Source organism: Palleronia marisminoris, assembly GCF_900172315.1.
GTDB classification, from domain to species: Bacteria; Pseudomonadota; Alphaproteobacteria; order Rhodobacterales; family Rhodobacteraceae; genus Palleronia; species Palleronia marisminoris.
Genome location: NZ_FWFV01000001.1, coordinates 643,937 through 667,919 on the forward strand (window position 1 = coordinate 643,937; position 23,983 = coordinate 667,919).

The 23,983-nt window shown below is 66.7% G+C and carries 23 protein-coding genes; 14 read left to right on the forward strand and 9 right to left on the reverse strand.

Translation table 11 applies throughout. From position 1 onward, the window contains the following. Nucleotides 1-56: 56 nt before the first annotated feature. The 8 genes from PAM7066_RS03190 to kduD all read left to right on the forward strand — a co-directional run bounded on the left by PAM7066_RS03190 (nucleotide 57) and on the right by kduD (nucleotide 8,592). A complete protein-coding gene (locus tag PAM7066_RS03190; RefSeq protein ID WP_085852659.1) occupies nucleotides 57-1,577 on the forward strand; it encodes a sugar ABC transporter ATP-binding protein in 1,521 nt (506 codons plus the stop codon). After that, nucleotides 1,574-2,542, forward strand: coding sequence for an ABC transporter permease (locus PAM7066_RS03195; RefSeq protein ID WP_085852660.1), 969 nt, complete (start codon nucleotides 1,574-1,576; stop codon nucleotides 2,540-2,542). Before PAM7066_RS03190 ends, PAM7066_RS03195 begins: the two co-directional genes overlap by 4 nt. Next, nucleotides 2,539-3,546 carry an ABC transporter permease gene (locus PAM7066_RS03200; protein ID WP_085852661.1) on the forward strand — a complete coding sequence of 336 codons (1,008 nt, stop codon included), beginning with the start codon at nucleotides 2,539-2,541 and terminating at the stop codon, nucleotides 3,544-3,546. The genes PAM7066_RS03195 and PAM7066_RS03200 overlap by 4 nt, the downstream gene beginning before the upstream one ends. Then, complete coding sequence (rhaM, locus tag PAM7066_RS03205; RefSeq protein ID WP_085852662.1) at nucleotides 3,543-3,860, forward strand: L-rhamnose mutarotase; 318 nt, start codon at nucleotides 3,543-3,545, stop codon at nucleotides 3,858-3,860. Before PAM7066_RS03200 ends, rhaM begins: the two co-directional genes overlap by 4 nt. After that, nucleotides 3,857-5,197, forward strand: coding sequence for an FGGY-family carbohydrate kinase (locus PAM7066_RS03210; protein ID WP_085852663.1), 1,341 nt, complete (start codon nucleotides 3,857-3,859; stop codon nucleotides 5,195-5,197). The genes rhaM and PAM7066_RS03210 overlap by 4 nt, the downstream gene beginning before the upstream one ends. Next, complete coding sequence (locus tag PAM7066_RS03215; protein WP_085852664.1) at nucleotides 5,194-6,354, forward strand: alpha-hydroxy acid oxidase; 1,161 nt, start codon at nucleotides 5,194-5,196, stop codon at nucleotides 6,352-6,354. Before PAM7066_RS03210 ends, PAM7066_RS03215 begins: the two co-directional genes overlap by 4 nt. Before the next feature lie 670 nt (nucleotides 6,355-7,024). Continuing rightward, nucleotides 7,025-7,849, forward strand: a complete 825-nt coding sequence (kduI, locus tag PAM7066_RS03220; protein ID WP_085852665.1) for a 5-dehydro-4-deoxy-D-glucuronate isomerase — start codon at nucleotides 7,025-7,027, stop codon at nucleotides 7,847-7,849. After that, nucleotides 7,849-8,592, forward strand: a complete 744-nt coding sequence (gene kduD / locus PAM7066_RS03225; RefSeq protein WP_085852666.1) for a 2-dehydro-3-deoxy-D-gluconate 5-dehydrogenase KduD — start codon at nucleotides 7,849-7,851, stop codon at nucleotides 8,590-8,592. The genes kduI and kduD overlap by 1 nt, the downstream gene beginning before the upstream one ends. 38 nt (nucleotides 8,593-8,630) lie before the next feature. Here kduD and xylA read toward each other — a convergent pair whose 3' ends face one another. Next, nucleotides 8,631-9,929 (reverse strand): xylose isomerase, encoded by a 1,299-nt coding sequence (xylA, locus tag PAM7066_RS03230; RefSeq protein ID WP_085852667.1) that lies wholly within the window; start codon nucleotides 9,927-9,929, stop codon nucleotides 8,631-8,633. Further along, nucleotides 9,926-10,981, reverse strand: coding sequence for a LacI family DNA-binding transcriptional regulator (locus PAM7066_RS03235; RefSeq protein ID WP_085852668.1), 1,056 nt, complete (start codon nucleotides 10,979-10,981; stop codon nucleotides 9,926-9,928). The genes xylA and PAM7066_RS03235 overlap by 4 nt, the downstream gene beginning before the upstream one ends. Before the next feature lie 264 nt (nucleotides 10,982-11,245). Between PAM7066_RS03235 and cysP the strand changes: the two genes are divergently transcribed. The 4 genes from cysP to PAM7066_RS03255 all read left to right on the forward strand — a co-directional run bounded on the left by cysP (nucleotide 11,246) and on the right by PAM7066_RS03255 (nucleotide 14,702). Then, on the forward strand, nucleotides 11,246-12,229 hold the full coding sequence (cysP, locus tag PAM7066_RS03240; RefSeq protein WP_085852669.1) for a thiosulfate ABC transporter substrate-binding protein CysP: 984 nt from the start codon (nucleotides 11,246-11,248) through the stop codon (nucleotides 12,227-12,229). 87 nt (nucleotides 12,230-12,316) lie between these two features. Beyond that, nucleotides 12,317-13,180, forward strand: coding sequence for a sulfate ABC transporter permease subunit CysT (gene cysT / locus PAM7066_RS03245; protein WP_370738075.1), 864 nt, complete (start codon nucleotides 12,317-12,319; stop codon nucleotides 13,178-13,180). Then, the gene (cysW, locus tag PAM7066_RS03250; protein ID WP_085852670.1) at nucleotides 13,177-13,980 is read left to right on the forward strand and encodes a sulfate ABC transporter permease subunit CysW; all 804 of its coding nucleotides are present in this window, start codon (nucleotides 13,177-13,179) and stop codon (nucleotides 13,978-13,980) included. Before cysT ends, cysW begins: the two co-directional genes overlap by 4 nt. Continuing rightward, entirely contained in the window at nucleotides 13,977-14,702 is a 726-nt protein-coding gene (locus PAM7066_RS03255) for an ABC transporter ATP-binding protein (protein WP_085852671.1), read from the forward strand. Before cysW ends, PAM7066_RS03255 begins: the two co-directional genes overlap by 4 nt. Nucleotides 14,703-14,749: 47 nt before the next feature. On the opposite strand, the gene PAM7066_RS03260 is transcribed toward PAM7066_RS03255, so the two are convergent. Genes PAM7066_RS03260 through PAM7066_RS03285 form a run of 6 tightly spaced genes read right to left on the reverse strand, consistent with a single transcriptional unit; the run spans nucleotide 14,750 to nucleotide 20,894 of the window. Continuing rightward, nucleotides 14,750-16,468: an ABC transporter substrate-binding protein gene (locus tag PAM7066_RS03260; RefSeq protein WP_085852672.1), complete on the reverse strand. Its 1,719-nt coding sequence runs from the start codon at nucleotides 16,466-16,468 to the stop codon at nucleotides 14,750-14,752. Between the two features lie 44 nt (nucleotides 16,469-16,512). Further along, the gene (locus tag PAM7066_RS03265) at nucleotides 16,513-16,944 is read right to left on the reverse strand and encodes a DUF2160 domain-containing protein (RefSeq protein WP_245749569.1); all 432 of its coding nucleotides are present in this window, start codon (nucleotides 16,942-16,944) and stop codon (nucleotides 16,513-16,515) included. Continuing rightward, the gene (locus PAM7066_RS03270; protein WP_085852794.1) at nucleotides 16,944-17,786 is read right to left on the reverse strand and encodes a carbohydrate ABC transporter permease; all 843 of its coding nucleotides are present in this window, start codon (nucleotides 17,784-17,786) and stop codon (nucleotides 16,944-16,946) included. Before PAM7066_RS03270 ends, PAM7066_RS03265 begins: the two co-directional genes overlap by 1 nt. A gap of 47 nt (nucleotides 17,787-17,833) precedes the next feature. Continuing rightward, complete coding sequence (locus tag PAM7066_RS03275) at nucleotides 17,834-18,709, reverse strand: carbohydrate ABC transporter permease (RefSeq protein WP_085852673.1); 876 nt, start codon at nucleotides 18,707-18,709, stop codon at nucleotides 17,834-17,836. After that, a complete protein-coding gene (locus PAM7066_RS03280; RefSeq protein WP_085852674.1) occupies nucleotides 18,706-19,812 on the reverse strand; it encodes an ABC transporter ATP-binding protein in 1,107 nt (368 codons plus the stop codon). The genes PAM7066_RS03275 and PAM7066_RS03280 overlap by 4 nt, the downstream gene beginning before the upstream one ends. Further along, complete coding sequence (locus PAM7066_RS03285; RefSeq protein ID WP_085852675.1) at nucleotides 19,812-20,894, reverse strand: ABC transporter ATP-binding protein; 1,083 nt, start codon at nucleotides 20,892-20,894, stop codon at nucleotides 19,812-19,814. Before PAM7066_RS03285 ends, PAM7066_RS03280 begins: the two co-directional genes overlap by 1 nt. Nucleotides 20,895-21,281: 387 nt before the next feature. Between PAM7066_RS03285 and PAM7066_RS03290 the strand changes: the two genes are divergently transcribed. Next, a complete protein-coding gene (locus PAM7066_RS03290) occupies nucleotides 21,282-22,055 on the forward strand; it encodes a DeoR/GlpR family DNA-binding transcription regulator (protein WP_085852676.1) in 774 nt (257 codons plus the stop codon). On the opposite strand, the gene PAM7066_RS03295 is transcribed toward PAM7066_RS03290, so the two are convergent. Then, a complete protein-coding gene (locus PAM7066_RS03295; protein WP_085852677.1) occupies nucleotides 22,052-22,651 on the reverse strand; it encodes a TetR/AcrR family transcriptional regulator in 600 nt (199 codons plus the stop codon). The genes PAM7066_RS03290 and PAM7066_RS03295 overlap by 4 nt on opposite strands. A 198-nt stretch (nucleotides 22,652-22,849) precedes the next feature. Between PAM7066_RS03295 and PAM7066_RS03300 the strand changes: the two genes are divergently transcribed. Then, on the forward strand, nucleotides 22,850-23,980 hold the full coding sequence (locus tag PAM7066_RS03300) for an efflux RND transporter periplasmic adaptor subunit (protein WP_245749570.1): 1,131 nt from the start codon (nucleotides 22,850-22,852) through the stop codon (nucleotides 23,978-23,980). Nucleotides 23,981-23,983 lie beyond the last annotated feature (3 nt).

Here is a 23,983-nt window from a genome sequence, read left to right on the forward strand (position 1 = left end):
CCGCCACCGGGACCGGCCTTCGCGGGCCGGTCTCCCACGCGATCGGGGAGGGACCCATGAGAGACGACAGAACCACCGCCGACCCGGTCCTCCGGCTCAGCGGCATCACCAAGACATTTCCCGGCGTCACCGCCCTGTCGGAGGTCGAGCTTGCGCTTTACCCCGGGCAGGTCACCGCGCTCGTGGGCGAGAACGGCGCAGGCAAATCGACGCTCGTGAAGATCCTCACGGGGATCTACCAGCCCGACGCGGGCCGGATCGAGGTCGACGGCGCCGAGACGCGATTCCCCACCGCCACCGCCGCCCAAGGTGCGGGCGTCACCGCCATTCACCAGGAAACCGTGCTTTTCGACGAGCTGACGGTGGCCGAGAACATCTTTCTGGGCCACGCCCCCCGCGGCCGGTTCGGCCTGATCGACTGGTCCGCCATGAAGGCCCAGGCGACCGAGATCCTGACCCGCATCGGCGCAAAGCTCGACCCGATGAAGCCCCTGCGCGACCTTGGCATTGCTTCGAAACACCTCGTCGCCATCGCCCGCGCCCTGTCGGTCGAGGCGCGCGTCGTGGTCATGGACGAACCCACCGCCTCGCTGTCCCAGGCCGAGATCGAAGAGCTTTACGACCTCGTCGACCGCCTCAAGGCCGACGGCAAGGCGATCCTCTTCATCAGCCACAAGTTCGACGAGATCTTCCGCATCGCCGACCGCTACACCGTCTTCCGCGACGGCGAGATGGTCGATGCCGGCATGATCGACGACGTGACCGAGGACGCGCTGGTCGAAAAGATGGTCGGCCGCTCGATGGACGCGATCTTCCCCAAGCGGCACAGCATCCCGGGCGAGGAAATCCTGCGCGTCTCGGGCTATTCCCACCCGACCGAGTTCGCCGACATCAATTTCGGCCTCCGCCGGGGCGAGATCCTGGGCTTCTACGGCCTCGTCGGCGCGGGCCGCTCCGAATTCATGCAGGCCCTCTTCGGCGTCACCAAGCCCTCGAAGGGTGCGGTCAGGCTCGACGGCAAGATCGCCGTCATCCGCTCCCCCGCCGAGGCCATCGCCAAGGGCATCGTCTACGTCCCCGAGGATCGCGGCAAGCAGGGCGCGATCACCGCCATGCCGATCTTCCAGAACGTCACCCTGCCCTCGCTGTCACAGACCTCGAACAACGGCTTCGTGAAGATGGCCGAGGAATTCGCCCTCGCCCGCAAATACACCCAGCGCCTCGACCTGCGCGCCGCCTCGCTGGACCAGGACGTCGGCAACCTGTCGGGCGGCAACCAGCAGAAGGTCGTCATCGCCAAGTGGCTGGCGACCAAGCCCAAGGTCATCATCCTCGACGAGCCGACCAAGGGCATCGACGTGGGCTCCAAGGCCGCCGTCCATGAATTCATGGCCGAACTCGCCGCCGAGGGCCTGTCGGTCATCATGGTCAGCTCGGAAATCCCCGAGATCCTCGGCATGTCCGACCGCGTCATCGTCATGCGCGACGGCCGCATCGCCGCCGAATACGAGCGTGACGAGCTGACCCCCGAGAAACTCGTCCGCGCCGCCGCCGGATACCAGGAGAGTGCCGCGTGACCGAGTTCATCAAATCGCGCGAGGCCATCCTGCTGGCCGCGCTCATCGCCCTGATCCTGCTGGTCGAAACCCGCTTTTCGGGCTTCGCCGCACCGGGCAACCTCGCCCGCGTCTTCAACGACACCTCGATCCTCATCATCCTCGCGCTCGGCCAGACGCTGGTGATCCTGACCCGCTGCATCGACCTCTCGCAGGCTTCGAACCTCGCGCTGACTGGCATGGTCACCGCCATGCTCAACGCCGCGATGCCGGGCATCCCGGTAATCGCGCTGATCTCCATCGCCGTCCTGCTTGGCATCCTGATGGGCGCCTTCAACGGCATCCTCGTCTGGAAGCTCGACATCCCGCCCATCGTGGTGACGCTGGGCACGCTGACCATCTACCGCGGGATCATCTTCATCGTCTCGGGCGGCGAATGGGTGAACAGCCACGAGATGTCGCCCGCCTACAAGGCCTTCCCCCGCGCCGAATTCCTCGGCCTTCCGGTCATGGCCTGGATCTGCATCGCCACCATCGCCGCCTTCGCCATCCTCGTGACCCGAACCCCGCTGGGCCGCGCCTTCTACGCCGTCGGCGGCAACCCCGGCGCATCGGTCTATACCGGCATCGATGTCGGCCGCACCCGCTTCATGGCCTTCACCATCGCGGGCGGCCTCGCGGGCCTCTGCGGCTATCTCTGGGTCGCGCGCTACGCCGTGGCCTACACGGATGTCGCGGGGGGCTTCGAACTGGACATCGTCGCCGCCTGCGTCATCGGCGGCATCTCCATCGCCGGGGGCCTCGGCACCGTCACCGGCGCCGTCCTTGGCGCGCTGTTCCTCGGGACCATCAAGAACGCCCTGCCCGTCGCCGGCGTCTCGCCCTTCTGGCAGATGGCGATCTCGGGCGCCGCGATCATCATCGCCGTCGCCTTCAACCGCCGCCGCGCCCCGGGCCGCGTCATCCTGAAAGAGGCCACCGCATGAGCATCGCGCAAGGCACCCAACCCCGCCACGTCCCCGACCGCCTGCATGGCCGCCCCACCCGTATCCTGCGCAGTTGGGAGCTTCTCCTCGCCGGCATCGCGATCCTGATCTTCCTCGCGAACACGCAAGCCAGCCCCTACTTCCTCGACCCCTGGAACCTTTCCGACGCGACCTTCAACTTCACCGAAAAGGCCTTCATCGCCTTCGCCATGGCGCTGCTGATCATCTCGGGCGAGATCGACCTGAGCGTCGCCGGCATCATCGCGCTGGCCTCCACCGCCATGGGCTGGGCGCTGCAATTCGGGATCGGCACACCCGGCCTCATCGTGATCGGCCTGACCGTCGGCCTCGTCTGCGGCGCGTTCAACGGCGTGCTGGTGACGCGGCTCGGCCTGCCCTCCATCGTCGTGACCATCGGCACGATGAGCCTGTTTCGCGGGATCAGCTACATCGTCCTCGGCGACCAGGCCTTCAACGGCTATCCCACCGACTTCGCCTTCTTCGGCCGCGGCTACGTCTTCTGGGTCATCTCGTTCGAGCTGGTGCTCTTCCTGATCTTCGCCGCGATCTACGCGGGCGTCCTGCATTTCACCAATTTCGGGCGCCAGATCTACGCCATCGGCAACAATCCCACCGCCGCGACCTTCTCGGGCATCCGCGTCGCGCGGGTGAAGATGATCCTGTTCCTCCTCACGGGCCTCATGTCCGGCATCGCGGCCGTCTGCCTGACCGCGCGCCTCGGCTCCACCCGCCCCTCCATCGCCTTCGCGTGGGAGCTCGAGGTCGTCACCATGGTCGTCCTCGGCGGCGTCTCGATCCTTGGCGGCGCGGGCTCGATCCTCGGCGTCGTCATCGCGGCGCTCATCATGGGCCTCGTTACCTTCGGCCTCGGCCTGCTGAACGTGCCCGGCATCGTCATGTCCATCTTCATCGGCGCACTGCTGATCGGCGTCATCGCCATCCCGCGCCTCATCCGCCTCGTTCGAACCGGAAAAGCCGCATGAGCCAGAAACACGCCTTCCTCATGAAGCTGATCCCCGGCTGCGAGGCCGAATATCAGCGCCGCCATGACGAGATCTGGCCCGATCTCGCCGACCTGCTCCACGAAGCCGGGGTCACAGACTACTCGATCCATCTCGACCGCGAAACATCGACCCTCTTCGCCGTCCTCTGGCGCACTGACGACCACACGATGGCCGACCTGCCCGAGCACCCGGTGATGAAGCGCTGGTGGGACCACATGGCCGATCTGATGGTCACGAATCCCGACGCCTCGCCCTACAGCCGCGACCTGGAGACGGTATTCCACCTCGCATGACCCACCGCCGCATTGCCGTCATCGACATCGGCAAGACCAACGCCAAGCTGGCGCTGGTCGATGCCGCCACCTTGCGCGAACTCGCAGTCGAGACGCGCCCCAACACCGTCCTGCCCGGCCCGCCCTGGCCGCATTTCGACCTCGACGGCCATTGGGACTTCCTGCTGGACGCGCTGACCCGGATGCAGGCCGAACACGGCATCGACGCGATTTCGGTCACCACCCATGGTGCGGCGGCGGTGCTGCTGGACAAGGACGGCGCGCTCGCCGCCCCTATGCTCGACTATGAACACACCGGCCCCGACACCCTTGCCGCCGAATACGATGCCATCCGCCCCCCCTTCGCCGAGACCGGCTCCCCCCGCCTGCCCATGGGTCTGAATCTCGGCGCGCAACTGCACTGGCAGTTGCAGGATGCCGATCTCGACGCGCGCGTGGCGTATGTCGTCACCTACCCCCAATACTGGGGCTACCGGCTGACCGGCAAACTCGCCACCGACGTGACCTCGCTCGGCTGTCACACCGACCTGTGGAACCCGTGGACGGGGCAACCCTCGTCGCTGGTCGAGACCCTCGGCCTGACCGACCGCCTTGCGCCTGCGCATCATTCGTCCGACGTCCTGGGGACGATCACACCCGAGATCGCCGCCCGCACCGGCCTGTCCTCCGACACCCCCGTCGCCTGCGGCATCCACGACAGCAACGCCTCGCTCTATCCCCACCTTGCAGGACGAAGCGCGCCGTTCTCGGTCGTCTCGACCGGCACATGGGTGATCGCCATGGCGGTCAGCGGTGCCCCCGTTACGCTCGACCCGGCGCGCGACACGCTGGTCAATGTGGACGCTCAAGGCGGCGCGGTGCCCTCGGCGCGCTTCATGGGCGGGCGGGAGTACGAGAAGCTCCGGCAGGTTGATCACGCGACCGGCACGTCCGAGGGCGACCTCTTCTGCCTCCCCGCGATCGAGCCCGGCACCGGCCCCTTCCCCAACCGCGCCGGCGGCTTCACCCGCGCGCCCCGGGACGAGGCCGAGCGGGGACTCGCCATCTCGCGCTACCTTGCCTTGATGACAGACGAATGCCTGTCACTGATCGGGGCGCGAGGTCCCGTCATCGTCGAAGGCCCCTTCGCCCGCAACGCCGACTACCTCGACATGCTGGCTGCCCTTCGCGGCACGGTCGAAGCCTCGGCCTCTGCCACGGGAACTTCTGCCGGGGGTGCGCTTCTGCTGGTCGAGGCGTATCACGAAGAGGCCGGCCGCGCCGTCACCCCCTCGGACTCCCACGCCTTGAGGGCCTACGCGGCCGCATGGAAAGACCGCATCGGGAGCGCACGATGAGACTGAAAGACTGCCACAACTTCAAGGACTTCCGCCGCCTCGCGCAGAAGCGCCTGCCCTCGCCGATCTTCGACTACATCGACGGCGCCGCCGATGACGAGACGACCTACGCCCGCAACGCGGCCAGCTTCAACGAGGTCGACCTGATCCCCAATGTCCTGCGCGGGGTCAAGGACGTGGACCTGTCCGTCACGGTGATGGGGCAGAAGCTCGACCTGCCGGTTTATTGCTCGCCCACGGCCTTGCAACGCCTGTTCCACCACGAGGGAGAGCGCGCGACTGGCGCCGCCGCCGCCAAGTTTGGGACCATGTTCGGGGTGTCGTCCCTCGGCACCGTCAGCCTCGAGGAGCTGCGCAAGAAGTACAGCAACCCGCAGGTCTACCAGTTCTACTTCCACAAGGACCGGGGCCTGAACCGCGCGATGATGCAGCGCGCCAAGGAAGCCGGGGTGGAGGTGATGATGCTGACCGTCGACAGCATCACCGGGGGAAACCGCGAGCGGGACAAGCGCACCGGATTTTCCATCCCCTTCCGCCTGAACGCCCGCGGCCTCAGCCAGTTCGTGATGAAGCCCGCCTGGGGCCTGAACTACATCCGGCACGAGAAATTCGCCCTGCCCCAGCTGGACGAGCACGTGAACATGGGCAACGGTACAGCCTCCATCGGGCAGTATTTCACCGAGATGCTGGACCCCGCGATGAACTGGGACGACGTGGCCGAGATGGTCGACCTGTGGGGCGGGCCCTTCTGCCTGAAGGGCGTCATGGCCGCCGAAGACGCCGTCCGCGCGGCCGAGATCGGCTGCGCCGGCATCGTCATCTCGAACCACGGCGGGCGGCAGCTTGACGGGTCGCGGTCCTCGTTCGACCAGCTGGACGAGATCGTGCAGGCGGCTGGCGACCGGCTGGACGTGATGCTGGATTCGGGCGTGACGCGCGGCAGCCATGTGCTGAAGGCGCTGTCCTTGGGGGCGAAGGCGGTCGGATTGGGGCGCTACTACCTGTTTCCGCTGGCCGCCGCCGGGCAGCCGGGGGTGGAGCGTGCGCTCGGCCTCATGCAGGACGAGCTGATCCGCGACATGCGCCTGATGGGCCGCACCCGGATCGGCCAACTGACCCGCGACAACCTGCGCTTTCGTCAGGGCGTGGCGTCGTAAACCATCTCGTGGGGCGGCGCGGCCCACATCCAGCAGGGGCTCGGCATATTCGTCATGCCGCGCCTCGTCGAAGCGGAACAGCGGGAACGACATCGAGATCGCGGCCCTGGACTTGGCAGGGCGTCGAGGATCGCCACGGCGAGGCAGCGCACGCCGTCCTCGCTTTCCTCGATCTTTTCGGCGTAGCCCCGGCTCCAGCGTGCCCGCGAGGGCGTCGGGATCGGTGATCGTTGGGGGCTGGAGCGCGCGTTTTTCGTGATCGTCGATGACGCCAAGATTGATGGACTCGACCGTCGCGGGGGCAGCTGGCCCATTCAGGTGCAGGCCGGGCCATTCGACATAACGTGTCCTCGGAACTGACGGAGAACTTCTCGCCGATCTACTCACTTGCTCGCTGCCTTGTTGCTACAGCGTCGTGGACGACGCGGAGATCATGGACCAGGCCTACACCTCGACCGAAGATCGAGGGATGGTCGACCTGACCTACGACGACAGCGGCGCGCAGCTTCTATGTGAAAGGCAAGCCGATAATGGCGTTCGTCCCGTTCCACCTGCTTCTGATCGCCTTGCTGATGCGCGTGCCCTACGTTCCCGCCCTGACGATGTTCCTCCCGCGCATGCTCGGCCTCTGAACTGCGCGGTCACTGAAAACCGAAACGAAAGAAATCCCATGCTGACCGTCCAGACCATGCACGCCGTCCACCCCGAGCAGGCGCGGACCCTCGACACGGACGGCTTGCGCAAGCACTTCCTCGTCGAGGACAGCTTCAAATCGGGCGAGATCCGCCTGACCTACACTCATTACGACCGCTTCGTCCTTGGCGGGGCAGTGCCCGACGGCGGCAGCCTGACCCTGGGCGAGGTCAAGGAGGCCGGCACCCCCAGCTTCCTCGACCGGCGCGAGATGGGCATCGTGAATATCGGCGACACGGGCGAGGTCGCCCGCGGCGATGAAAGCTGGACGCTGAACCGCGGTGACGTCCTGTATCTCGGGATGGGCGCGGGCGAGGTCACCTTCTCGGGCAAGGGCCGGTTCTACATCGCCTCGGCCCCGGCACACCGCACCTGCCCCAACCGCCTCGTCACCATCGACGAGGCCAAGGAGGTCAAGCTGGGCGATGTCGAGAACTCGAACAAGCGCACCATCCGCCAGTTCATCCACCCCGACGTCATGGAAAGCTGCCAACTGACGCTGGGCTACACCTCGCTCGAGGATGGGTCGGTCTGGAACACGATCCCCAGCCACACCCATGACCGCCGCATGGAAGCCTACATGTACTGGGGCATGGACGACGACGCCCGCGTCGTTCACCTGATGGGCGAACCGCAGGAGACCCGCCACCTCGTCGTCGCGGGCGAGCAGGGCGTGGTGTCGCCGCCGTGGTCGATCCACTCGGGCGCGGGCATCGGCGCCTACACCTTCATCTGGGCCATGGCCGGAGACAACATGGACTTCACCGACATGGACTTCACCAAGCCCAAGGACATGCGCTGATGGCCGGTCCGTTTTCGCTGGAGGGTCGTAAAGCCCTCGTCACCGGCGCGAATACCGGCATAGGGCAGGCCATCGCGGTCAGCCTGGCCGGACAAGGCGCGCAGGTTGTCTGCGCCGGTCGGCGGTCGTGCGCCGAGACGGTGGACTTGATCGCGGATGCGGGCGGCAAGGGGGAAGAGCTGATCCTCGACTTCGCCGACCCGATGGCCGCGACAGGCGTTTTCGAGGGCGCCGGCTTCGACCTGCTGGTCAACAATGCCGGGATCATCCGCCGCGCGGACAGCGTCGACTTTTCGGAGGCCGATTGGGACGAGGTCATGGACGTCAACCTCAAGGCGGTGTTCTTCACCTGCCAGGCCTTCGGGCGCGCGTTGATCAAGCGCGGCGGAGACGGCGCGATCGTCAACGTCGCCTCGCTGCTCAGCTTCCAGGGCGGCATCCGCGTGCCGTCCTACACCGCGTCGAAGCACGGCGTGGCAGGGCTGACGAAGATCCTCGCGAACGAATGGGCGCCTCACGGGATCACGGTGAACGCCATCGCGCCCGGCTACATCGCGACCAACAACACCGAGGCGCTGCGCGACGATCCCGAGCGGTCGAGAGCGATCCTCGACCGTATCCCCGCTGGCCGCTGGGGCGATCCCTCAGACATCGGCGGAACGGCGGCGTATCTGTGTTCGCCCGCCGCCCGGTATGTGACCGGTGCCGTCCTGAACGTGGACGGCGGCTGGCTGGCGCGCTGAGATAGGATGGCGGCGACAGAGCACCGCCATCCCTATCGTCACACGAAGCGGTTGACGATGTTCTCCAGGACCTCCTGCCGGCCCGAACGCGGCTGGGGATCAAGCCCCTCGGCCTCGACCCGAGCGGCCGCGGACTCGAGGTCGCCCGACAGCATCGACTTGGCCGCGTCCGTCTCCCAGCCCGCGTAGCGTGCGTCGCGCATCTTCTCGAGCGTGCCGTCCTCGAGCATCGTCGCCGCCGCCTTCAGGCCGCGCGCGCAGACATCCATTCCGCCGGCATGGGCCGCGATCAGGTCCACCGGGTCGAGCGACTGGCGCCGCAGCTTGGCGTCGAAGTTCGTGCCGCCCTTGGTGAACCCACCAGCCCTCAGCACTTCGTAAAAAGCCAGCGCGACCTCGGGGACGTTGTTGGGGAACTGGTCCGTGTCCCAGCCCGACTGGTAGTCGTTGCGGTTCATGTCGATCGACCCGAGGATGCCCAGCTCGCGCGCAAGCGCCAGCTCGTGCTCGAACGAGTGGCCGGCGAGGATGGCATGGCCTTGCTCGATATTGACCTTTACCTCGCCTTCCAGCCCGAACTCCTTGAGGAAGCCGTAGACCGTCGCGACGTCGTAGTCGTACTGGTGCTTGGTGGGCTCCTGCGGCTTGGGTTCGATCAGGATCTGGCCGTCGAAGCCGATCTTCTTCGCGTAGTCGACGGTCATCTGCAGGAAGCGGCCCGCCTGCTGGCGCTCGCGGCCCATGTCCGTGTTCAGGAGCGTCTCGTAGCCCTCACGACCGCCCCAGAGGACGTAGTTCTGCCCGCCAAGCTTCTTGGTCGCGTCCATGCAGGACTTCACCGTGGCGGCGGCATAGGCGAAGACGTCCGGATCAGGGTTCGTGGCGGCGCCCGACATCCAGCGACGGTGGCCGAACATGTTGGCCGTGCCCCACAGCAGGTTCACGCCGGTCTCTTCCATCTTCGGGCCGAAATAGTCGGTGATCTCGTCCAGGCGGTCGCGGCTTTCGGCGAAGCTGTCACCTTCGGGGCGGATGTCGGCGTCGTGCCAGCAGTAGAACGGCACGCGCAGGATGCGGAACATCTCGAACGCGATGTCGGCCTTCATCTTCGCGCGACCCATGTCGTCCTGCGGGTGCCAGGGGCGCTCGAACGTGGCGCCGCCGAAGGGGTCGCCGCCCTCCCACGCGAAGCTGTGCCAGTAGGCGACGGAAAAGCGCAAGTGGTCCGCCAGCCGCTTGCCCATGACGGTCTCGTCCGCGTCGTAGTGGCGGAAGGCGAGCCCTTCGGACGAGGGGTCGTAGTTCAGCGGTTCGATGTCCTTGAAGAAGTCGGTCATGTGGTCTTTCCCGTTTCTGGATCATTGGATGCCGGGGGAAGGTTCTCCCGGACGTAGATGGTCGGAACGATGGGCTCCGCGATGATCGGGCCGCGCCGGTCGGCAAGCTGGCGCAGCCCGTCGATGACCCGCGCCACGCCTTCTTCGGGGCGCTGGTCGATAACGATGTCGATGAGGCCGGCCTCGAGGGCGCGGCGCGAATGGGGGACGAGTTCGTGCAGCACGACGACCGGGCGGGTGCCGGGCAGCGCCTCGACCACCCGGATCAGGCCGGCGTTTCCGGCGCCCGCGCTGTAGACGGCGGTGATTTCGGGGTCGGCCTTCAGGGCCCGCGCGACGCCTGCCTCGACGATGTCGTGGCGGTCACGGCCCTCGATCTCGGGGGCGAGAGACAGATTGCCCGCGACGACATCTCGCAGACCGGCCAGCCGCTCGGCGTGGTCGCGGGCCGACAGCGCGCCGACCACCGGCAGGATGCGCCCCGCCTGCCCGCCATGCGCCAGCGCGATCAAGCGGCCGGCGGTGCGCCCCGCGACCACGTTGTCGATCCCGACATAGGCGTCCCGATCCGATCCCGGCACGTCCGAAACCAGCGTGACCACCCCGATGCCCTGCCCGCGCAGCGCCCCGATGGCCTCGGCCACTTCGTCCGCGTCGCTGCCGACGATGGCGATGCCGTCGATGCAGTCCTCGGCCAGCTTTTCCAGCCGCCGGACCAGGGCTGCGGGGTCGAACGCCTCGACCGTCTCGACGGTCAGCTCCACCCGCTCTGTGAGCAGCGAGCGCGCCGCCCCCTCGAACAGCGCCCGCATCCGCCCGAAGAACGCGTTCGTCCCGTTCGGCAGGATCGCGGCGAAACGATAGAGCCGTCCTTGCGACAGGTTCGCCGCCGCGACGTTCCGGACATATCCAAGATCCCGGATCGCGGCGCGCACGCGAAGGACGGACTTCTCGGCGACACCACCGCGGGCGTTCACCACCCTGTCGGCGGTCGCGTAACTGACGCCCGCGCGGCGCGCGACGTCACTGAGTGTCGGCAGTCGCCTGTCCATGCTGTCCCCCACATATCACCCCAATCAGGCGCCGCGCCCGACGTCAAACAAAAAATGATAGGCGTATATCATTCCAGTTTCACCGCCGCAGGGCGGGACGAAAGGCACAGAGGCGACAGACATTCCTGCAGACCGTCCGGGGCAGGACGCGCGTCCGCAAGACACCCCACGACCCGCACGGACGTTCCTGACTATCGCTGACCACTGGCCGAGGCGGGACTTCTGTTCCAGATATCGCCGCGAAACGCACATACGGAGGCACCCATGTTCCGCAACCTCGCACTCGCCGCGACCGTCACCCTCGGCACGGTCGGAGGCGCCCAGGCGCAAGAGACCGAGATCCTGAACGTCTCGTACGACATCGCCCGCGAGCTTTACGCCGCGATCAACCCCGCCTTCACCGAACAGTGGGACGGCGAGGGCGAGCTGGCGATCAGCCAGAGCCACGCCGGGTCGTCCAAGCAAGCGCGCGCGATCCTGCAGGGGCTGCAGGCCGACCTGGTGACCTTCAATCAGGTGCTCGACGTCCAGATCCTCGCCGATGCCGGGTTCGTCGCCGAGGATTGGCAGCAGCAGTTCCCGAACAACGCCTCGCCCTACTACTCCCTGCCCGCCTTCATGGTGCGCGAGGGCAACCCCAAGGACATCGACGGCTGGGACGACCTGGTGCGCGAGGATGTCAGCGTGATCTTCCCCAACCCCAAGACCAGCGGCAACGGGCGCTACACGTACCTGGCCGCATGGGCCTGGGCGATGGAAGAGTTCGACGGCGATGAAGAGCGCGTCCGCGAGTACATGAAGTCCCTTCTCGGCAACGTCGAAGTCTTCGACACCGGCGGCCGCGGCGCCACCACGACCTTCACCGAGCGCAATATCGGCGACGTCTTGGTGACCTTCGAGGCCGAGGTGCTGAACATGACCGCCGACACCGAGAGCTACGAAACAGTGGTCCCCGACCAGTCGCTGCTGGCCGAATTCCCCGTCGCCGTGGTCGAGCGCGTGGCCCAAAGCCGTGGCACCGAAGAGGTTGCGCGGGACTACCTGAACTTCCTCTATACGCCCGAGGGGCAGGAGATCCTCGCCTCGTTCAACAACCGCGTCCATGACGAGGCCGTGGTCGAGGCCAATGCCGACCGCTTCCCCGAGGTCGAGCTGTTCACGGTCGAAGACAAGTTCGGGTCCTGGGCCGACGCGCAGGAAACGCATTTCGGCTCTGGCGGGACGCTGGACCAACTGCTGCGTCAGTGATCTAGACGCCATCGCGACAGGCCGCCGCATTCCGTAACCGGGGCGCGGCGGTCGTCCGTCCACCCTACGCCGGAGCCGTCCGCCACCATGCCGATCCTGCAGACCCCGATGGACGCTCTCCGGCGCCGCCGCCGGTCGCCCCTGCCGGGGCTCGGGCTGACGCTTGGCGTGACGGTGACCTTCGTCACGCTGATCATCCTGCTGCCGCTGTCGGGGCTGGCCTGGCAATTCGCGCAGCTCGGGTGGTCGGATTACCTCTTCGTCATGAGCGACCCGCGCACGCTGGCCTCGCTGCGGGTGACGATCACCGCGGCGCTCCTGGCGACGGTCGTCAACGGCATCTTCGGGTTGCTGCTGGCCTGGGTGCTGGTGCGCTACCGCTTCCCCGGCCGCGCCGCGCTGGATGCGCTGGTGGACCTGCCCTTCGCGTTGCCGACATCGGTGGCAGGCATCGCGCTGGTCGCGGTCTATGCGCAGGACGGCTGGATCGGCAGCCTGATCGAGCCTCTGGGCCTGAAGATCGCCTATACTTGGTGGGGGATCGTGATCGCGATGACCTTCACCTCGGTGCCCTTCGCCGTGCGCGCCATCCAACCCCTGATCGAAGAGCTCGACCGCCGCGAGGAGGACGCCGCCACCACCCTTGGCGCCTCGCGCTGGCAGACCTTTCGCAGCATCACCCTGCCCCAGCTGTCGCCCGGCATCCTGACCGGGACCGGCCTCAGCTTCGTGCGCAGCTTGGGCGAGTTCGGCGCGGTGATCTTCATCGCCGGCAACCTTCCGTACGAGACCGAGATCGCATCCTTGCTGATCGTGATCCGGCTGGACGAGTTCGACTACCCCGCCGCCTCGGCCATTGCCGGCACCATGCTGGCGCTGTCGCTTATCGTGCTGGTGGTCATCAACATCCTGCAGACGCGGCTTTACCGCAAGCTGGAGGGCGCCGCATGAGACGCACCGTCCTGATCGCCCTCGCCATCCTCTTCGCCGCAATCGTCATCGTCCTGCCGGTCGCCGCGATCTTCACCCGCGCCTTCGCCGAGGGCCTGTCGGTCTGGGCCGCCGCCGTGACCGAGCCCGAGACCGTCGCCGCCATCCGCCTGACGATCCTGACCGCGCTGATCGTGCTGCCGGTGAACATCGTCTTCGGCCTCTGCGCCGCCTGGGCCATCGCGCGCTACCGCTTTCCGGGCCGCCGCGCGCTGCTGGTGCTGATCGAGGTGCCCTTCGCCATCTCGCCCATCGTGGCGGGCCTGTGCTTCCTGCTGATTTATGGCGCCTACGGCCCCGTCGGCGCGGCGCTTCAGCCCTATGGCATTCAGCTGATGTTCAACCTGATCGGGATCGTGCTGGTCTCGCTCTTCGTGACCTGCCCCTTCGTGGTGCGCGAGGTGCTGCCGGTCCTGTCCGTCACCGGCGAGGACGAGGAGCGCGCGGCCCTGACGCTGGGGGCGAACGGCTGGCAGATCTTCCGCTTCGTGACCTTTCCCAACATCACCTGGGCGCTGGTCTATGGCGCGATCCTGGCCACCGCGCGCGCCATCGGCGAGTTCGGCGCCGTCAGCGTCGTCTCGGGCGCGATCCGGGGGCAAACCATGACCCTGCCCCTGCAGATCGAGCTGCTCTACAACGACTACAATACGACCGGGGCCTTCGCCGCCGCGACCGTGCTGGCCCTTCTGGCCCTGCTGACGCTGGTGCTGCGGGGCATCATCTCCTACTTCCACCCCGCGCGGGGAGCCACCGCATGACCCTCGAGATCGACCGGATCACAAAGTCCTTCGACGGCGACGCCGCCGTCCTGAACGAGGTCTCGCTGACAGTGAAGGACGGCGAGTTCCTCGCCCTGCTCGGCCCGTCGGGCTCCGGTAAGACGACGCTGCTGAACCTGATCGCGGGGCTGACGAAGCCCGACGGGGGCACCTTGCGCCTCGACGGGGACGACATCACCACCCGCCCCGCCGGCGCGCGCCGCTTCGGCATGGTGTTCCAGAGCTACGCCCTGTTCCGCCACATGACCGTCGCCGACAATATCGGTTTCGGGTTGCGCGTCCTGAAGGGGAAGGATCGCCCGACCAAACCCGCCCGCCGCGCCCGCGTGGCCGAGCTTCTGGACCTGATCGAGATGCCGGACCTGGGCGATCGCTACCCCGCGCAGCTTTCGGGCGGGCAGCAGCAGCGGGTCGCCATGGCACGGGCGCTGGCGATCTCGCCCCGGCTTCTGCTTCTGGACGAGCCGTTCTCGGCCCTCGACGCGCAAGTTCGGCGCAACCTGCGCGGATCGGTGCGGGATTTGCAGCAGAAGGTTGGCGTGACCGCGATCCTCGTCACCCACGATCAGGCCGAGGCGTTCGAGATTGCGGACCGCGTGGCGGTGATGAACGGGGGGATCATCGAGCAGGTCGGGACCCCGGCCGACTTGGCCGAGCGTCCGTCCAGCGATTTCGTGAGAGATTTCATCGGCGCCGCCTGAGCGGCCGAGGCGTCCGGGGCAAGCATCGCCTGCCCCGGACAAGTGGCTTACTGCCAGGACTGAACCAACTCGTCATACGAGACGGTCTGAGGCTCTTCCTCTTCGTTTTCAAGGGCAGGCTTCGGCGCACCGGGCTGTTCCAGCCAGTATTCCGCGCTCTGCTCTTCGTTCAGCTCGGGGCCGAGGTCACCCTGCACGCCGGCACGCTCGAGGCGCGCCATAACGTCCTCCATGTCCGAGCACAGCGTGTCGAGCGCTTCCTGCGTGGTCTTCGCACCGGACATCGCGTCGCCGATGTTCTGCCACCACAGCTGAGCCAGCTTCGGGTAGTCGGGCACGTTCGTGCCGGTCGGCGACCACTGCGTCCGCGCGGGCGAGCGGTAGAATTCGACCAGACCGCCCAGCTTGTCGGCACGGTCGGTGAAGTGGTCCGAGTTGATCGTGCTCTCGCGGATGAAGGTCAGGCCCACGTCGGACTTCTTCACATCCACTGTCTTCGAGGTCACGAACTGCGCGTAGAGCCAGGCGGCCTTGGCGCGGTCGGTCGGCGTCGAGTCGAGGATCGTCCAGCTACCCACGTCCTGGTAGCCGATCTTCATGCCCTCTTCCCAGTAGGCGCCATGCGGCGAGGGGGCGAGGCGCCACTTGGGCGTGCCGTCCTCGTTCATCACCTCTTCGCTGTCCACGAGCGGGGCCACGAAGGTGGTGTACATGAACATCTGCTGGGCGATGTTGCCCTGCCCCGGAACCGGACCGGCCTCGGAGAAGGTCATGCCCGCAGCGGCAGGGGGCGAGTAGTTCTGCAACCACTGGATCGCCTTGTCGACGGCGTAGACGGCCGCGGGCGAGTTCGTCGCGCCACCACGGTCCATGCAGGCACCGACGGGCTGGCTGTCCTCGTTCACGCGGATGCCCCACTCGTCCACCGGCAGGCCGTTCGGCTCGCCCGTGTCGCCCATTCCGGCCATGGACATCCACGCGTCGGTGTAACGCCACCCGAGCGAGGGGTCCTTCTTGCCGTAATCCATGCTGCCGTAGACTTCCTGGTCCACGCCCATGTGGCTGAGATCGCGGCCGGTGAAGAACTCGGCGATGTCCTCGTAGGCCGTCCAGTTGACCGGAACGCCCAGCTCGTAGCCGTATTCTTCCTGGAAATCGGCCTTGTTCTTCTCGTCGTTGAACCAGTCGTAGCGGAACCAGTAGAGGTTCGCGAACTGCTGGTCCGGCAGCTGGTACAGCGCGCCGTCCGGGGCGGTCGTGAACTCGGTCCCGATGAAGTCCGCAAGGTCCAGCGTCGGCGAGGTCACGTCGGCGGCTTCGCCTTCCATCCACTCGGTCAGGTTGCGGGCCTGGCCGTAACGCCAGTGGGTGCCGATCAGGTCGCTGTCGTTGACATAGGCGTCATAGACGTTCTGCCCCGACTGCATCTGCACCTGCAGACGCTCGACCACGTCGCCCTCGCCGATCAGGTCGTGGGTCACGTTGATCCCGGTGATCTCGGAGAAGGCCGGCGCGAGGACTTGGCTTTCGTATTCGTGGGTGGTGATCGTCTCGGACACGACGTTGATGTCCATGCCCTGGAATTCCTGGGCGGCGTCGATGAACCACTGCATCTCGGCCTCCTGCTCCTCGCGGGAGAGGGTCGAGACGCCGTCGATCTCGGTATCGAGGAATTCTCGTGCTGCTTCCATGTCCGCGAATGCGGGTCCGGAAAGAAGCCCGAGCGCCACCGTCAACGCGGTGGTCGATCTGAGCGAAACGTTCATGTTGGTTTCCTCCCTTTTTGAACGTTGGTCTTGGGTTCGTGGGCTTACACGAACCGGAATATGGCCGCCGCGAGGACGACGCATAGGATCAGCGCGATCCACTGTGGCCCAAGGGCCAGAGCGAGCCACGCGAGATTGAGGAATGCCGAGGCGAGCAGCGCGATGAACAGCCGGTCGCCACGAGTGGTTTCGATGCCGAGCACCCCCCGCCGGGGCGTCTCGGGGTCGCGGATCGCCAGGATCGAGAACAGCACGAGCAATCCCGCTACGGCCCAGAAGAACAGCGCCGTCGGCAGCACCCAGGCCATCCACCCGCCGGGGTTGAGGCTGGCGGTCCATTCGATCACCGACTCCTCGCCGCTCGCTTGCATGCCGGCCCAGAGGATGAAGAGGCCCAGGGCGGCCCACGGCGCGACCAGCGCGGCGAAGAGGCCGGTGTGGCTGCGCGAGGTGCGCGTGTCGTCGGTATGGCTCATCAAACCCTCCCCAGGGCGAAGCCCTTCGCGATGTAGTTGCGGACGAAGTAGATCACGAGCGCGCCGGGCAGGATGGTGAGCACGCCGGCGGCGGCCAGGACGCCCCAGTCGATGCCGGCCGCGCCCACGGTGCGGGTCATGGTGGCGGCGATCGGCTTGGCGTCCACGCTCGTCAGGGTGCGCGAGAGCAGCAGCTCGACCCACGAGAACATGAAGCAGAAGAAGGCCGCGACGCCGATGCCGCTCGAGATCAGCGGCATGAAGATCTTGAGGAAGAAGCGCCCGAACGAGAAGCCGTCGACATAGGCGGTCTCGTCGATTTCCTTCGGGACGCCGCGCATGAAGCCTTCGAGGATCCAGACCGCCAGCGGCACGTTGAAGAGGCAGTGCGCCAGCGCCACCGCGATATGCGTGTCGAAGAGGCCCACTGACGAATAGAGCTGGAAGAACGGCAGCGCGAAGACCGCCGGGGGCGCCATGCGGTTCGTCAGCAGCCAGAAGAACAGGTGCTTGTCGCCCATGAAGTTGTAGCGCGAGAACGCGTAGGCCGCCGGCAGCGCCACCGTGATCGAGATCACCGTGTTCATCACCACGTAGATCAGCGAGTTCACGTAGCCCATGTACCAGGAGGCGTCGGTCAGGATGGTCTCGTAGTTCGCCAGCGTCAGGTTCTGCGGCCAGAGCGAGAAGCTGCCCAGGATCTCGGTGTTGGTCTTCAGGCTCATGTTCACGAGCCAGTAGATCGGGATCAGCAGGAACAGCAGGTACAGCGTCATCACTACCGCCGAGCCGTTGAAGCGCGCGCCGCGCCTCAGCTTGGTGTTGGCGTCGTCGGGGCTGATATCGCCCGGCAGCGTCGCGGCGCCCGGCGCGGCAGGAGATTGGTCGGTCACTTGCCGCCCTCCTCTTTGTCCAAGTTCGTCATGACGATGTAGAAGACGTACGAGATCACCATGATGACAAGGAAGTACATCAGGCTGAACGCCGCTGCGGGCCCAAGGTCGAACTGGCCAAGCGCCATCTTCACGAGGTCGATCGACAGGAAGGTCGTCGCGTTGCCCGGTCCTCCGCCAGTCAGAACAAAGGGTTCCGTGTAGATCTTGAAGCTATCCATGAACCGTAGCAGGATCGCGATTGTCAACACGCCGCGCATCTTCGGCAGCTCGATATAGCGGAACACGGCCCAGCGGCTGGCCTGGTCGATCTTGGCGGCCTGGTAATAGGCGTCGGGGATGGATTGCAGCCCGGCATAGGCCAGAAGCGCCACCAGCGAAGTCCAGTGCCACACATCCATCGTGATGACCGTGGCCCACGCGGCGTAGAAGCCCTGCGTATAGTTGTAGTCGATCCCGAGCGCGTCGAGCGTGTAGCCCAGCAGGCCGATATCGACCCGCCCGAAGATCTGCCAGATCGTGCCGACCACGTTCCACGGGATCAGCAGCGGCAGCGACATCAGGACGAGGCAGAAGGACGCCCAGAACCCCTTCTTCGGCATGTTGAGCGCCACGAAAATCCCCAGCGGCACCTCGATCGCAAGGATGATCCCCGAGAACACGATCTGCCGACCCAGCGCGTTCCACATCCGCTCGGAATGGAGCATCTCGTCGAACCAGGTGAGGCCGGCCCAGAAGAACTGGTTGCTGCCGAACGTGTCCTGCACCGAGTAGTTGACCACCGTCATCAGCGGGATCACGGCAGAGAACGCGACGAGGATCAGCACCGGCAGGACGAGGAACCAGGCCTTCTGGTTGTCGGTCTTCATCACGCGGCCTCCTTCTTCGTGGCGAGCGGGGCGTCACCGCCCTCGGGGGCCACGCGCCACTCGTCCTCGTAGACGTTCACGCCGCCTTCCACGAACTGCACATGGGTGCCACCATCGGGCACCGATGCCCCCTCGCCCACGATGGCCGAGACCTCCTGCCCGCCAAGGTCCAGCCGCACGATCTTGTGCCGGCCCACATCCTCGACCCGCGTCACACGCGCCGGAAGGCCGTGGTCGCCGAGGCGGATGTATTCGGGCCGCACGCCGATCTTCACCTTGCCGCCCTTCAGAGGGTAGCCGGTGCCAAGGTCGAACTGCGTTCCCGCGATCCGGGCCTTGGTGCCGTCGATCTCGGCGTCGAACAGGTTCATGCCGGGCGAGCCGATGAAGTAGCCAACGAAGGTGTGGCCCGGACGCTCGAACAGCTCGTCCGGGGTGCCGATCTGGACCACGCGGCCGTCATGCATCACGACGACCTTGTCCGCGAAGGTCAGGGCCTCGGTCTGGTCGTGGGTGACGTAGATCATCGTGTGGCCGAAATCGTGGTGCAGCTTCTTCAGCTGGGTCCGAAGCTCCCACTTCATGTGGGGGTCGATCACCGTCAGCGGCTCGTCGAACAGAAGTGCGTTCACGTCGTCGCGCACCATGCCGCGGCCCAGGCTGATCTTCTGCTTGGCATCGGCGGTCAGGCCCGCGGCGCGGCGATCCAGCACGTCCTCCATGTCGATCATGCGGCCGACCCGGGCGACGCGCTCCTCGATTTCGGATTGCGGCAGCTTGCGGTTGCGCAGCGGAAAGGCGAGGTTCTGGCGCACGGTCATCGTGTCGTAGACCACCGGGAACTGGAACACCTGCGCGATGTTGCGGTCGGCGGTCGGCAGGTGCGTCACGTCCTTGCCGTCGAACAGCACCCGCCCGTGGCTGGGGACAAGGAGCCCCGAGATGATGTTCAGCAGCGTGGACTTGCCGCAGCCCGAGGGGCCAAGCAGCGCATATGCCTCGCCATCCACCCAGTCGTGGTTCAGCTCTTGCAGGGCGAAATCCTCGGGCGATTGCGGATCGTCGAGGTAGGAATGGGCGAGCGTGTCGAGGGTGATCTTGGCCATCACGCAGCCTCCGCATAGGGCGCGGGCTGCACGAGGCGGCCATCGGCACCGAAGATGTAGACGTGCCGCGGGTCGAGGTGGACTTTCAGCGGCTGGCCCGGCTTCAGGTGGCGCACGCCATGCACCAGCCCGACCCAGCGTCGCTCGGCATGTTCGAGATGCACATAGGTCTCGGACCCGGTGATCTCGGTCACGCTCAGCGTCGTGTCGAAGCTGAGGCCCCCGGCACCGTCGAGCGACAGGTGATTGGCCCGGAACCCGGCGGTATAGGTGCCGTCGGCAAGGTCGTGGCCCAGCGTCGAGGCGGCGATCTCGTGGCCCCCGTCGAAATGCACCGTGTCGCCGGTCTTCTCGATGTCGATGAAGTTCATCGGCGGGTCCGAGAACACCCGAGCCGTGGTCGCGTCGGCGGGCCTGCGATAGACTGACGGCGTCGGCCCGAATTGCGTGACCCGGCCCTGCCAGAGCGTCGCGCAGTTGCCGCCCAGAAGCAGCGCCTCCTCGGGTTCGGTCGTGGCATAGACGAAGATCGAGCCGGAGCGTTCGAAGATCTTGGGGATCTCGGCGCGCAATTCCTCGCGCAGCTTGTAGTCGAGGTTCGCCAGCGGCTCGTCCAGCAGCACCAGCCCCGCATTCTTCACCAGCGCCCGGGCCAGCGCGCAGCGTTGCTGCTGGCCGCCCGACAGCTCCAGCGGCTTGCGGTCGATCTGCGGGGTCAGCTGCATCAGCTCGGCCGCTTCGCGGACGCGGCGGTCGATCTCGTCCTTCGACAACCCCAGAAGCCGCATGGGCGAGGCTATGTTGTCGTAGACGGTCATCGAGGGGTAATTGATGAATTGCTGGTAGACCATCGCCACCTTGCGATCCTGAACCCGCTGGCCGGTCACGTCATCGCCCTGCCACAGGATGCGCCCCGTCGTGGGCTGGTCCAGCCCCGCCATCAGCCGCATCAACGACGTCTTCCCGGCCGAGGTCGGCCCCAGCAGCACGTTCATCGTGCCCGGCTCCAGCGTCAGGTCCGTCGGGTGGATATGGGTGTTGCCGCCCACCACCTTGGAGACGCCCTCTAGCGTCAGGGTCATCGCCCCCTCCCCTTACTCTACCACGGCGGACTCGATGTCCGCCCGGAATGACATGAAGGCCCGCAATTCGGCGTCTTGTCCATGGCTCAGGCGCAGCCTGGCGCGAAAGCGACGCAAGATAACGTCGCCGTCGCCGGTCGCGGACGAAGTCCATGGAATTCCCCGAATGATCGCCGGCCTCCCCAAACCTCACCTTGGCCTATCGAGTATCGCACTCGTGCGCGTACGGCAACCGTGAACGTTCGCTTTCTTTCGGTTTGCGATGTCGCACCCCATCGGCGGAAGGTGAATTTTCGGTCATACTCGTTTTTTTCTTTCACTCAACCAGTTTTGACGCCCATAGTCGCGAAATGAACGACGAGCGACTACGAAAGAAAACGAACATCCATGTCCCTGACGATCCGCCACCCCGAGATCATCGAGATCGCGCGCCGCGATGGCAAGGTGACGGTCGAAGGACTCGCCGAGCATTTCGGCGTGACGCTGCAGACCATTCGCCGCGACCTTGCCGACCTGGCCGAGGCGGGCCGGCTGGAACGCGTCCACGGCGGTGCCGTCCTGCCCTCCGGCGTGACGAATATCGGCTACGAGGACCGGCGCGGCCTCAACGCCGACGCGAAGGCGGCGATCGCGACCGCCTGCGCCGCCGAAATCCCCAACGACTGTTCGGTGTTCCTGAATATCGGGACCAGCACCGAGGCAGTGGCCGAGAAGATGCTGGCGCATCGCAACATCCTGGCGGTGACGAACAACATCAACGTCGCCACGACACTGGCGAAGAACCCCGACTGCCAGATCGTGCTGGCCGGGGGGACGCTGCGGCGGTCCGATGGCGGCCTCGTCGGAGACCTCACGACCCGCACCATCCGGCACTTCAAGTTCGACATCGCGGTGATCGGGTGCTCGGCCCTGGACGACGAGGGGGACATCCTGGATTTCGACATGCAGGAGGTCGGCGTGACCCGGGCGATCATCGACCAGGCGCGGCGGATCTTCCTCGTCGCAGATCACTCGAAATTCCTGCGCAACGCCCCGGTCCGGGTCGCGACCCTCACCGATCTCGACGCCTTCTTCACCGACCGCAGCCTGCCCGACGCCTTCGTCCGCAGATGCGCCGAGCATCGCGTCGATCTTCATGTCGCAGGGGGCGCGCCGGACTAGCCGCGCTCGGCGTCGACCGCCCTGAGAAACATCGCGAGCCCCGCGTCGAACCGGGCGCGTTGCGAGCATTTGTCCGGCGAGGTCGAGGGGGCCAACAGGATATCCCCGATCGACGGGCGCACCATCGCCTCGAGGATCGCGGCGGCCTGCGCGGTGTCGTCGATGCGGGCCTCGCCTCGCGACACCGCCCGGTCGAGCTCGTCCCGGATCAGCGCCCGGTCGCGCAGGACGAAGCTGCCGAGGCAGGCCCGCGTCGCCTCGGGCCCCGACTCACCCCCCGCGACGGCCATGCGCAGCACCGCCAGCGGCAGGCCCGAGGGGCGCGGCCGCGGCATCGGCGCGAGCAGGCGGCGCAACCGGTCCTCGAGCGGGAGGGCGCGATCCTCGTCGGTCAGGTCGTGGACGAACTCCTGACGGATGCGGCCCAGGTAGGCACCGAACAGGGCGTCCCGGTCAGCAAACACCGAATAAAGCGTGCGTTTCGACATGCCCGCCTCGGCCGCGATCGCCGACATCGTGGTCCCGTCGAGGCCGTGCCGGTCGAACACGGCGTCCAGCGCGTCGAAGATCCGGTCGATGCGATCTTCCGATGACATAACGGGCGGTCGGCCTCTTCCTCGATCACCGCTCGATCTTTCCGTGGATTCTGCGCCACCGCACAGGCCCTTCGCGCGCTTCGGATCTTGCAAGCCTCACCGTCCGAATTTAGGAAACCACGGAGTTTCCTATTCTTCGGCCTGCCGGACATCAAGGGCGCGCGGGCACACCACAGAAAGATCGACATGGCCAGCTTCATGAAACCCGCGGCTGTCGCGGCCCTCTTCGTGCTTGCCGCGGCAAGCGGCGCATCCGCCCAGGACGCCCCGCCGCCGGGCGTGACTGTCGTGACGCTCGAACCGCAGGACGTCACCCTGACCTCCACCCTGCCCGGCCGCGTCCATGCCTCGTCCGAGGCAGAGGTTCGTCCGCAGGTCAGCGGCATCGTGACCGAGCGCCTGTTCGAGGAAGGCAGCCTCGTCGAAGCCGGAGAGTTGCTCTATCGCATCGACCCCGTCAGCTACGAGGCCGCCGTGGCCCAGGCCCGCGCGGCCGTCGCGCAGGCCGAGGCGCAGTTGCGCGCCGCCGAGCGTGAGGCGGAACGCACGCAGACCCTCAGCGAGCGCGGCATCTCGTCCGCCGCGACCGAGGATGACGCCGTTTCCGCGCGCGACGCCGCCGCCGCCGGGCTGGAAGCCGCGAAGGCGCAATTGCAGATCGCCGAGATCGAGCTCGACCGGACCGAGATCCGCGCCCGCCTTTCCGGCCGCATCGGCTTTTCCGAGGCCAGCCAGGGTGCGCTCGTCACGGCCAGCCAGACGACGCCGCTGGCCGTTATCCGCGCGCTCGACCCCGTGCATGTGGACGTGACCCAGTCGGCGGCCGACCTTCTGGCCTGGCGCCGCCGCGAGGGCCCCGAAGCGGATGGAGAGCGCGAGGTGTCGCTGACCCTCGCCGATGGCTCGACCTACGACGCCAAGGGCCAGCTCAGCGCCGCCGAGCCGCACGTGGACGAACAGACCGGCGTGGTCGTTCTACGCATGTCGTTCCCCAACCCTGACGGGCTTCTGCTGGCGGGGATGTATGTGCAGGTCGAAATGCCGACCGGCACCGCCGACGACGTGTTCCTCGTGCCGCAGGAGGGCGTCTCGCGCGACCGGCGCGGCAACCCGAGCGCGCTGGTCGTGAACGCCGAGAACGTCGTTGAAAGCCGCGACCTGACGGTCGTCCAGGATCGCGGAACGGACTGGATCGTCGAGGGCGGGCTGGAGCCGGGCGACCGGGTGATCGTCGCCGGCCTGCAGAAGGTGGCCCCCGGCGCCACCGTCACGCCTGCGGAACGGCAGGCGGCCGAAGCCGCTGCCGCAACCGAAGCCGGAGGCGAGTGATCC

Bases quoted from the DNA above. Each gene is read 5' to 3' on its own strand.
- PAM7066_RS03255 (WP_085852671.1), top strand. From the start codon at position 13,977: ATGACCCTCGAGATCGACCGGATCACAAAGTCCTTCGACGGCGACGCC.
- PAM7066_RS03260 (WP_085852672.1), bottom strand. From the start codon at position 16,468: ATGAACGTTTCGCTCAGATCGACCACCGCGTTGACGGTGGCGCTCGGG.
- PAM7066_RS03200 (WP_085852661.1), top strand. From the start codon at position 2,539: ATGAGCATCGCGCAAGGCACCCAACCCCGCCACGTCCCCGACCGCCTG.
- kduI (WP_085852665.1), top strand. From the start codon at position 7,025: ATGCTGACCGTCCAGACCATGCACGCCGTCCACCCCGAGCAGGCGCGG.
- cysP (WP_085852669.1), top strand. From the start codon at position 11,246: ATGTTCCGCAACCTCGCACTCGCCGCGACCGTCACCCTCGGCACGGTC.
- rhaM (WP_085852662.1), top strand. From the start codon at position 3,543: ATGAGCCAGAAACACGCCTTCCTCATGAAGCTGATCCCCGGCTGCGAG.
- PAM7066_RS03265 (WP_245749569.1), bottom strand. From the start codon at position 16,944: ATGAGCCATACCGACGACACGCGCACCTCGCGCAGCCACACCGGCCTC.
- cysT (WP_370738075.1), top strand. From the start codon at position 12,317: ATGCCGATCCTGCAGACCCCGATGGACGCTCTCCGGCGCCGCCGCCGG.
- cysW (WP_085852670.1), top strand. From the start codon at position 13,177: ATGAGACGCACCGTCCTGATCGCCCTCGCCATCCTCTTCGCCGCAATC.
- kduD (WP_085852666.1), top strand. From the start codon at position 7,849: ATGGCCGGTCCGTTTTCGCTGGAGGGTCGTAAAGCCCTCGTCACCGGC.
- PAM7066_RS03295 (WP_085852677.1), bottom strand. From the start codon at position 22,651: ATGTCATCGGAAGATCGCATCGACCGGATCTTCGACGCGCTGGACGCC.
- PAM7066_RS03210 (WP_085852663.1), top strand. From the start codon at position 3,857: ATGACCCACCGCCGCATTGCCGTCATCGACATCGGCAAGACCAACGCC.
- xylA (WP_085852667.1), bottom strand. From the start codon at position 9,929: ATGACCGACTTCTTCAAGGACATCGAACCGCTGAACTACGACCCCTCG.
- PAM7066_RS03280 (WP_085852674.1), bottom strand. From the start codon at position 19,812: ATGGCCAAGATCACCCTCGACACGCTCGCCCATTCCTACCTCGACGAT.
- PAM7066_RS03285 (WP_085852675.1), bottom strand. From the start codon at position 20,894: ATGACCCTGACGCTAGAGGGCGTCTCCAAGGTGGTGGGCGGCAACACC.
- PAM7066_RS03215 (WP_085852664.1), top strand. From the start codon at position 5,194: ATGAGACTGAAAGACTGCCACAACTTCAAGGACTTCCGCCGCCTCGCG.
- PAM7066_RS03190 (WP_085852659.1), top strand. From the start codon at position 57: ATGAGAGACGACAGAACCACCGCCGACCCGGTCCTCCGGCTCAGCGGC.
- PAM7066_RS03300 (WP_245749570.1), top strand. From the start codon at position 22,850: ATGAAACCCGCGGCTGTCGCGGCCCTCTTCGTGCTTGCCGCGGCAAGC.
- PAM7066_RS03290 (WP_085852676.1), top strand. From the start codon at position 21,282: ATGTCCCTGACGATCCGCCACCCCGAGATCATCGAGATCGCGCGCCGC.
- PAM7066_RS03235 (WP_085852668.1), bottom strand. From the start codon at position 10,981: ATGGACAGGCGACTGCCGACACTCAGTGACGTCGCGCGCCGCGCGGGC.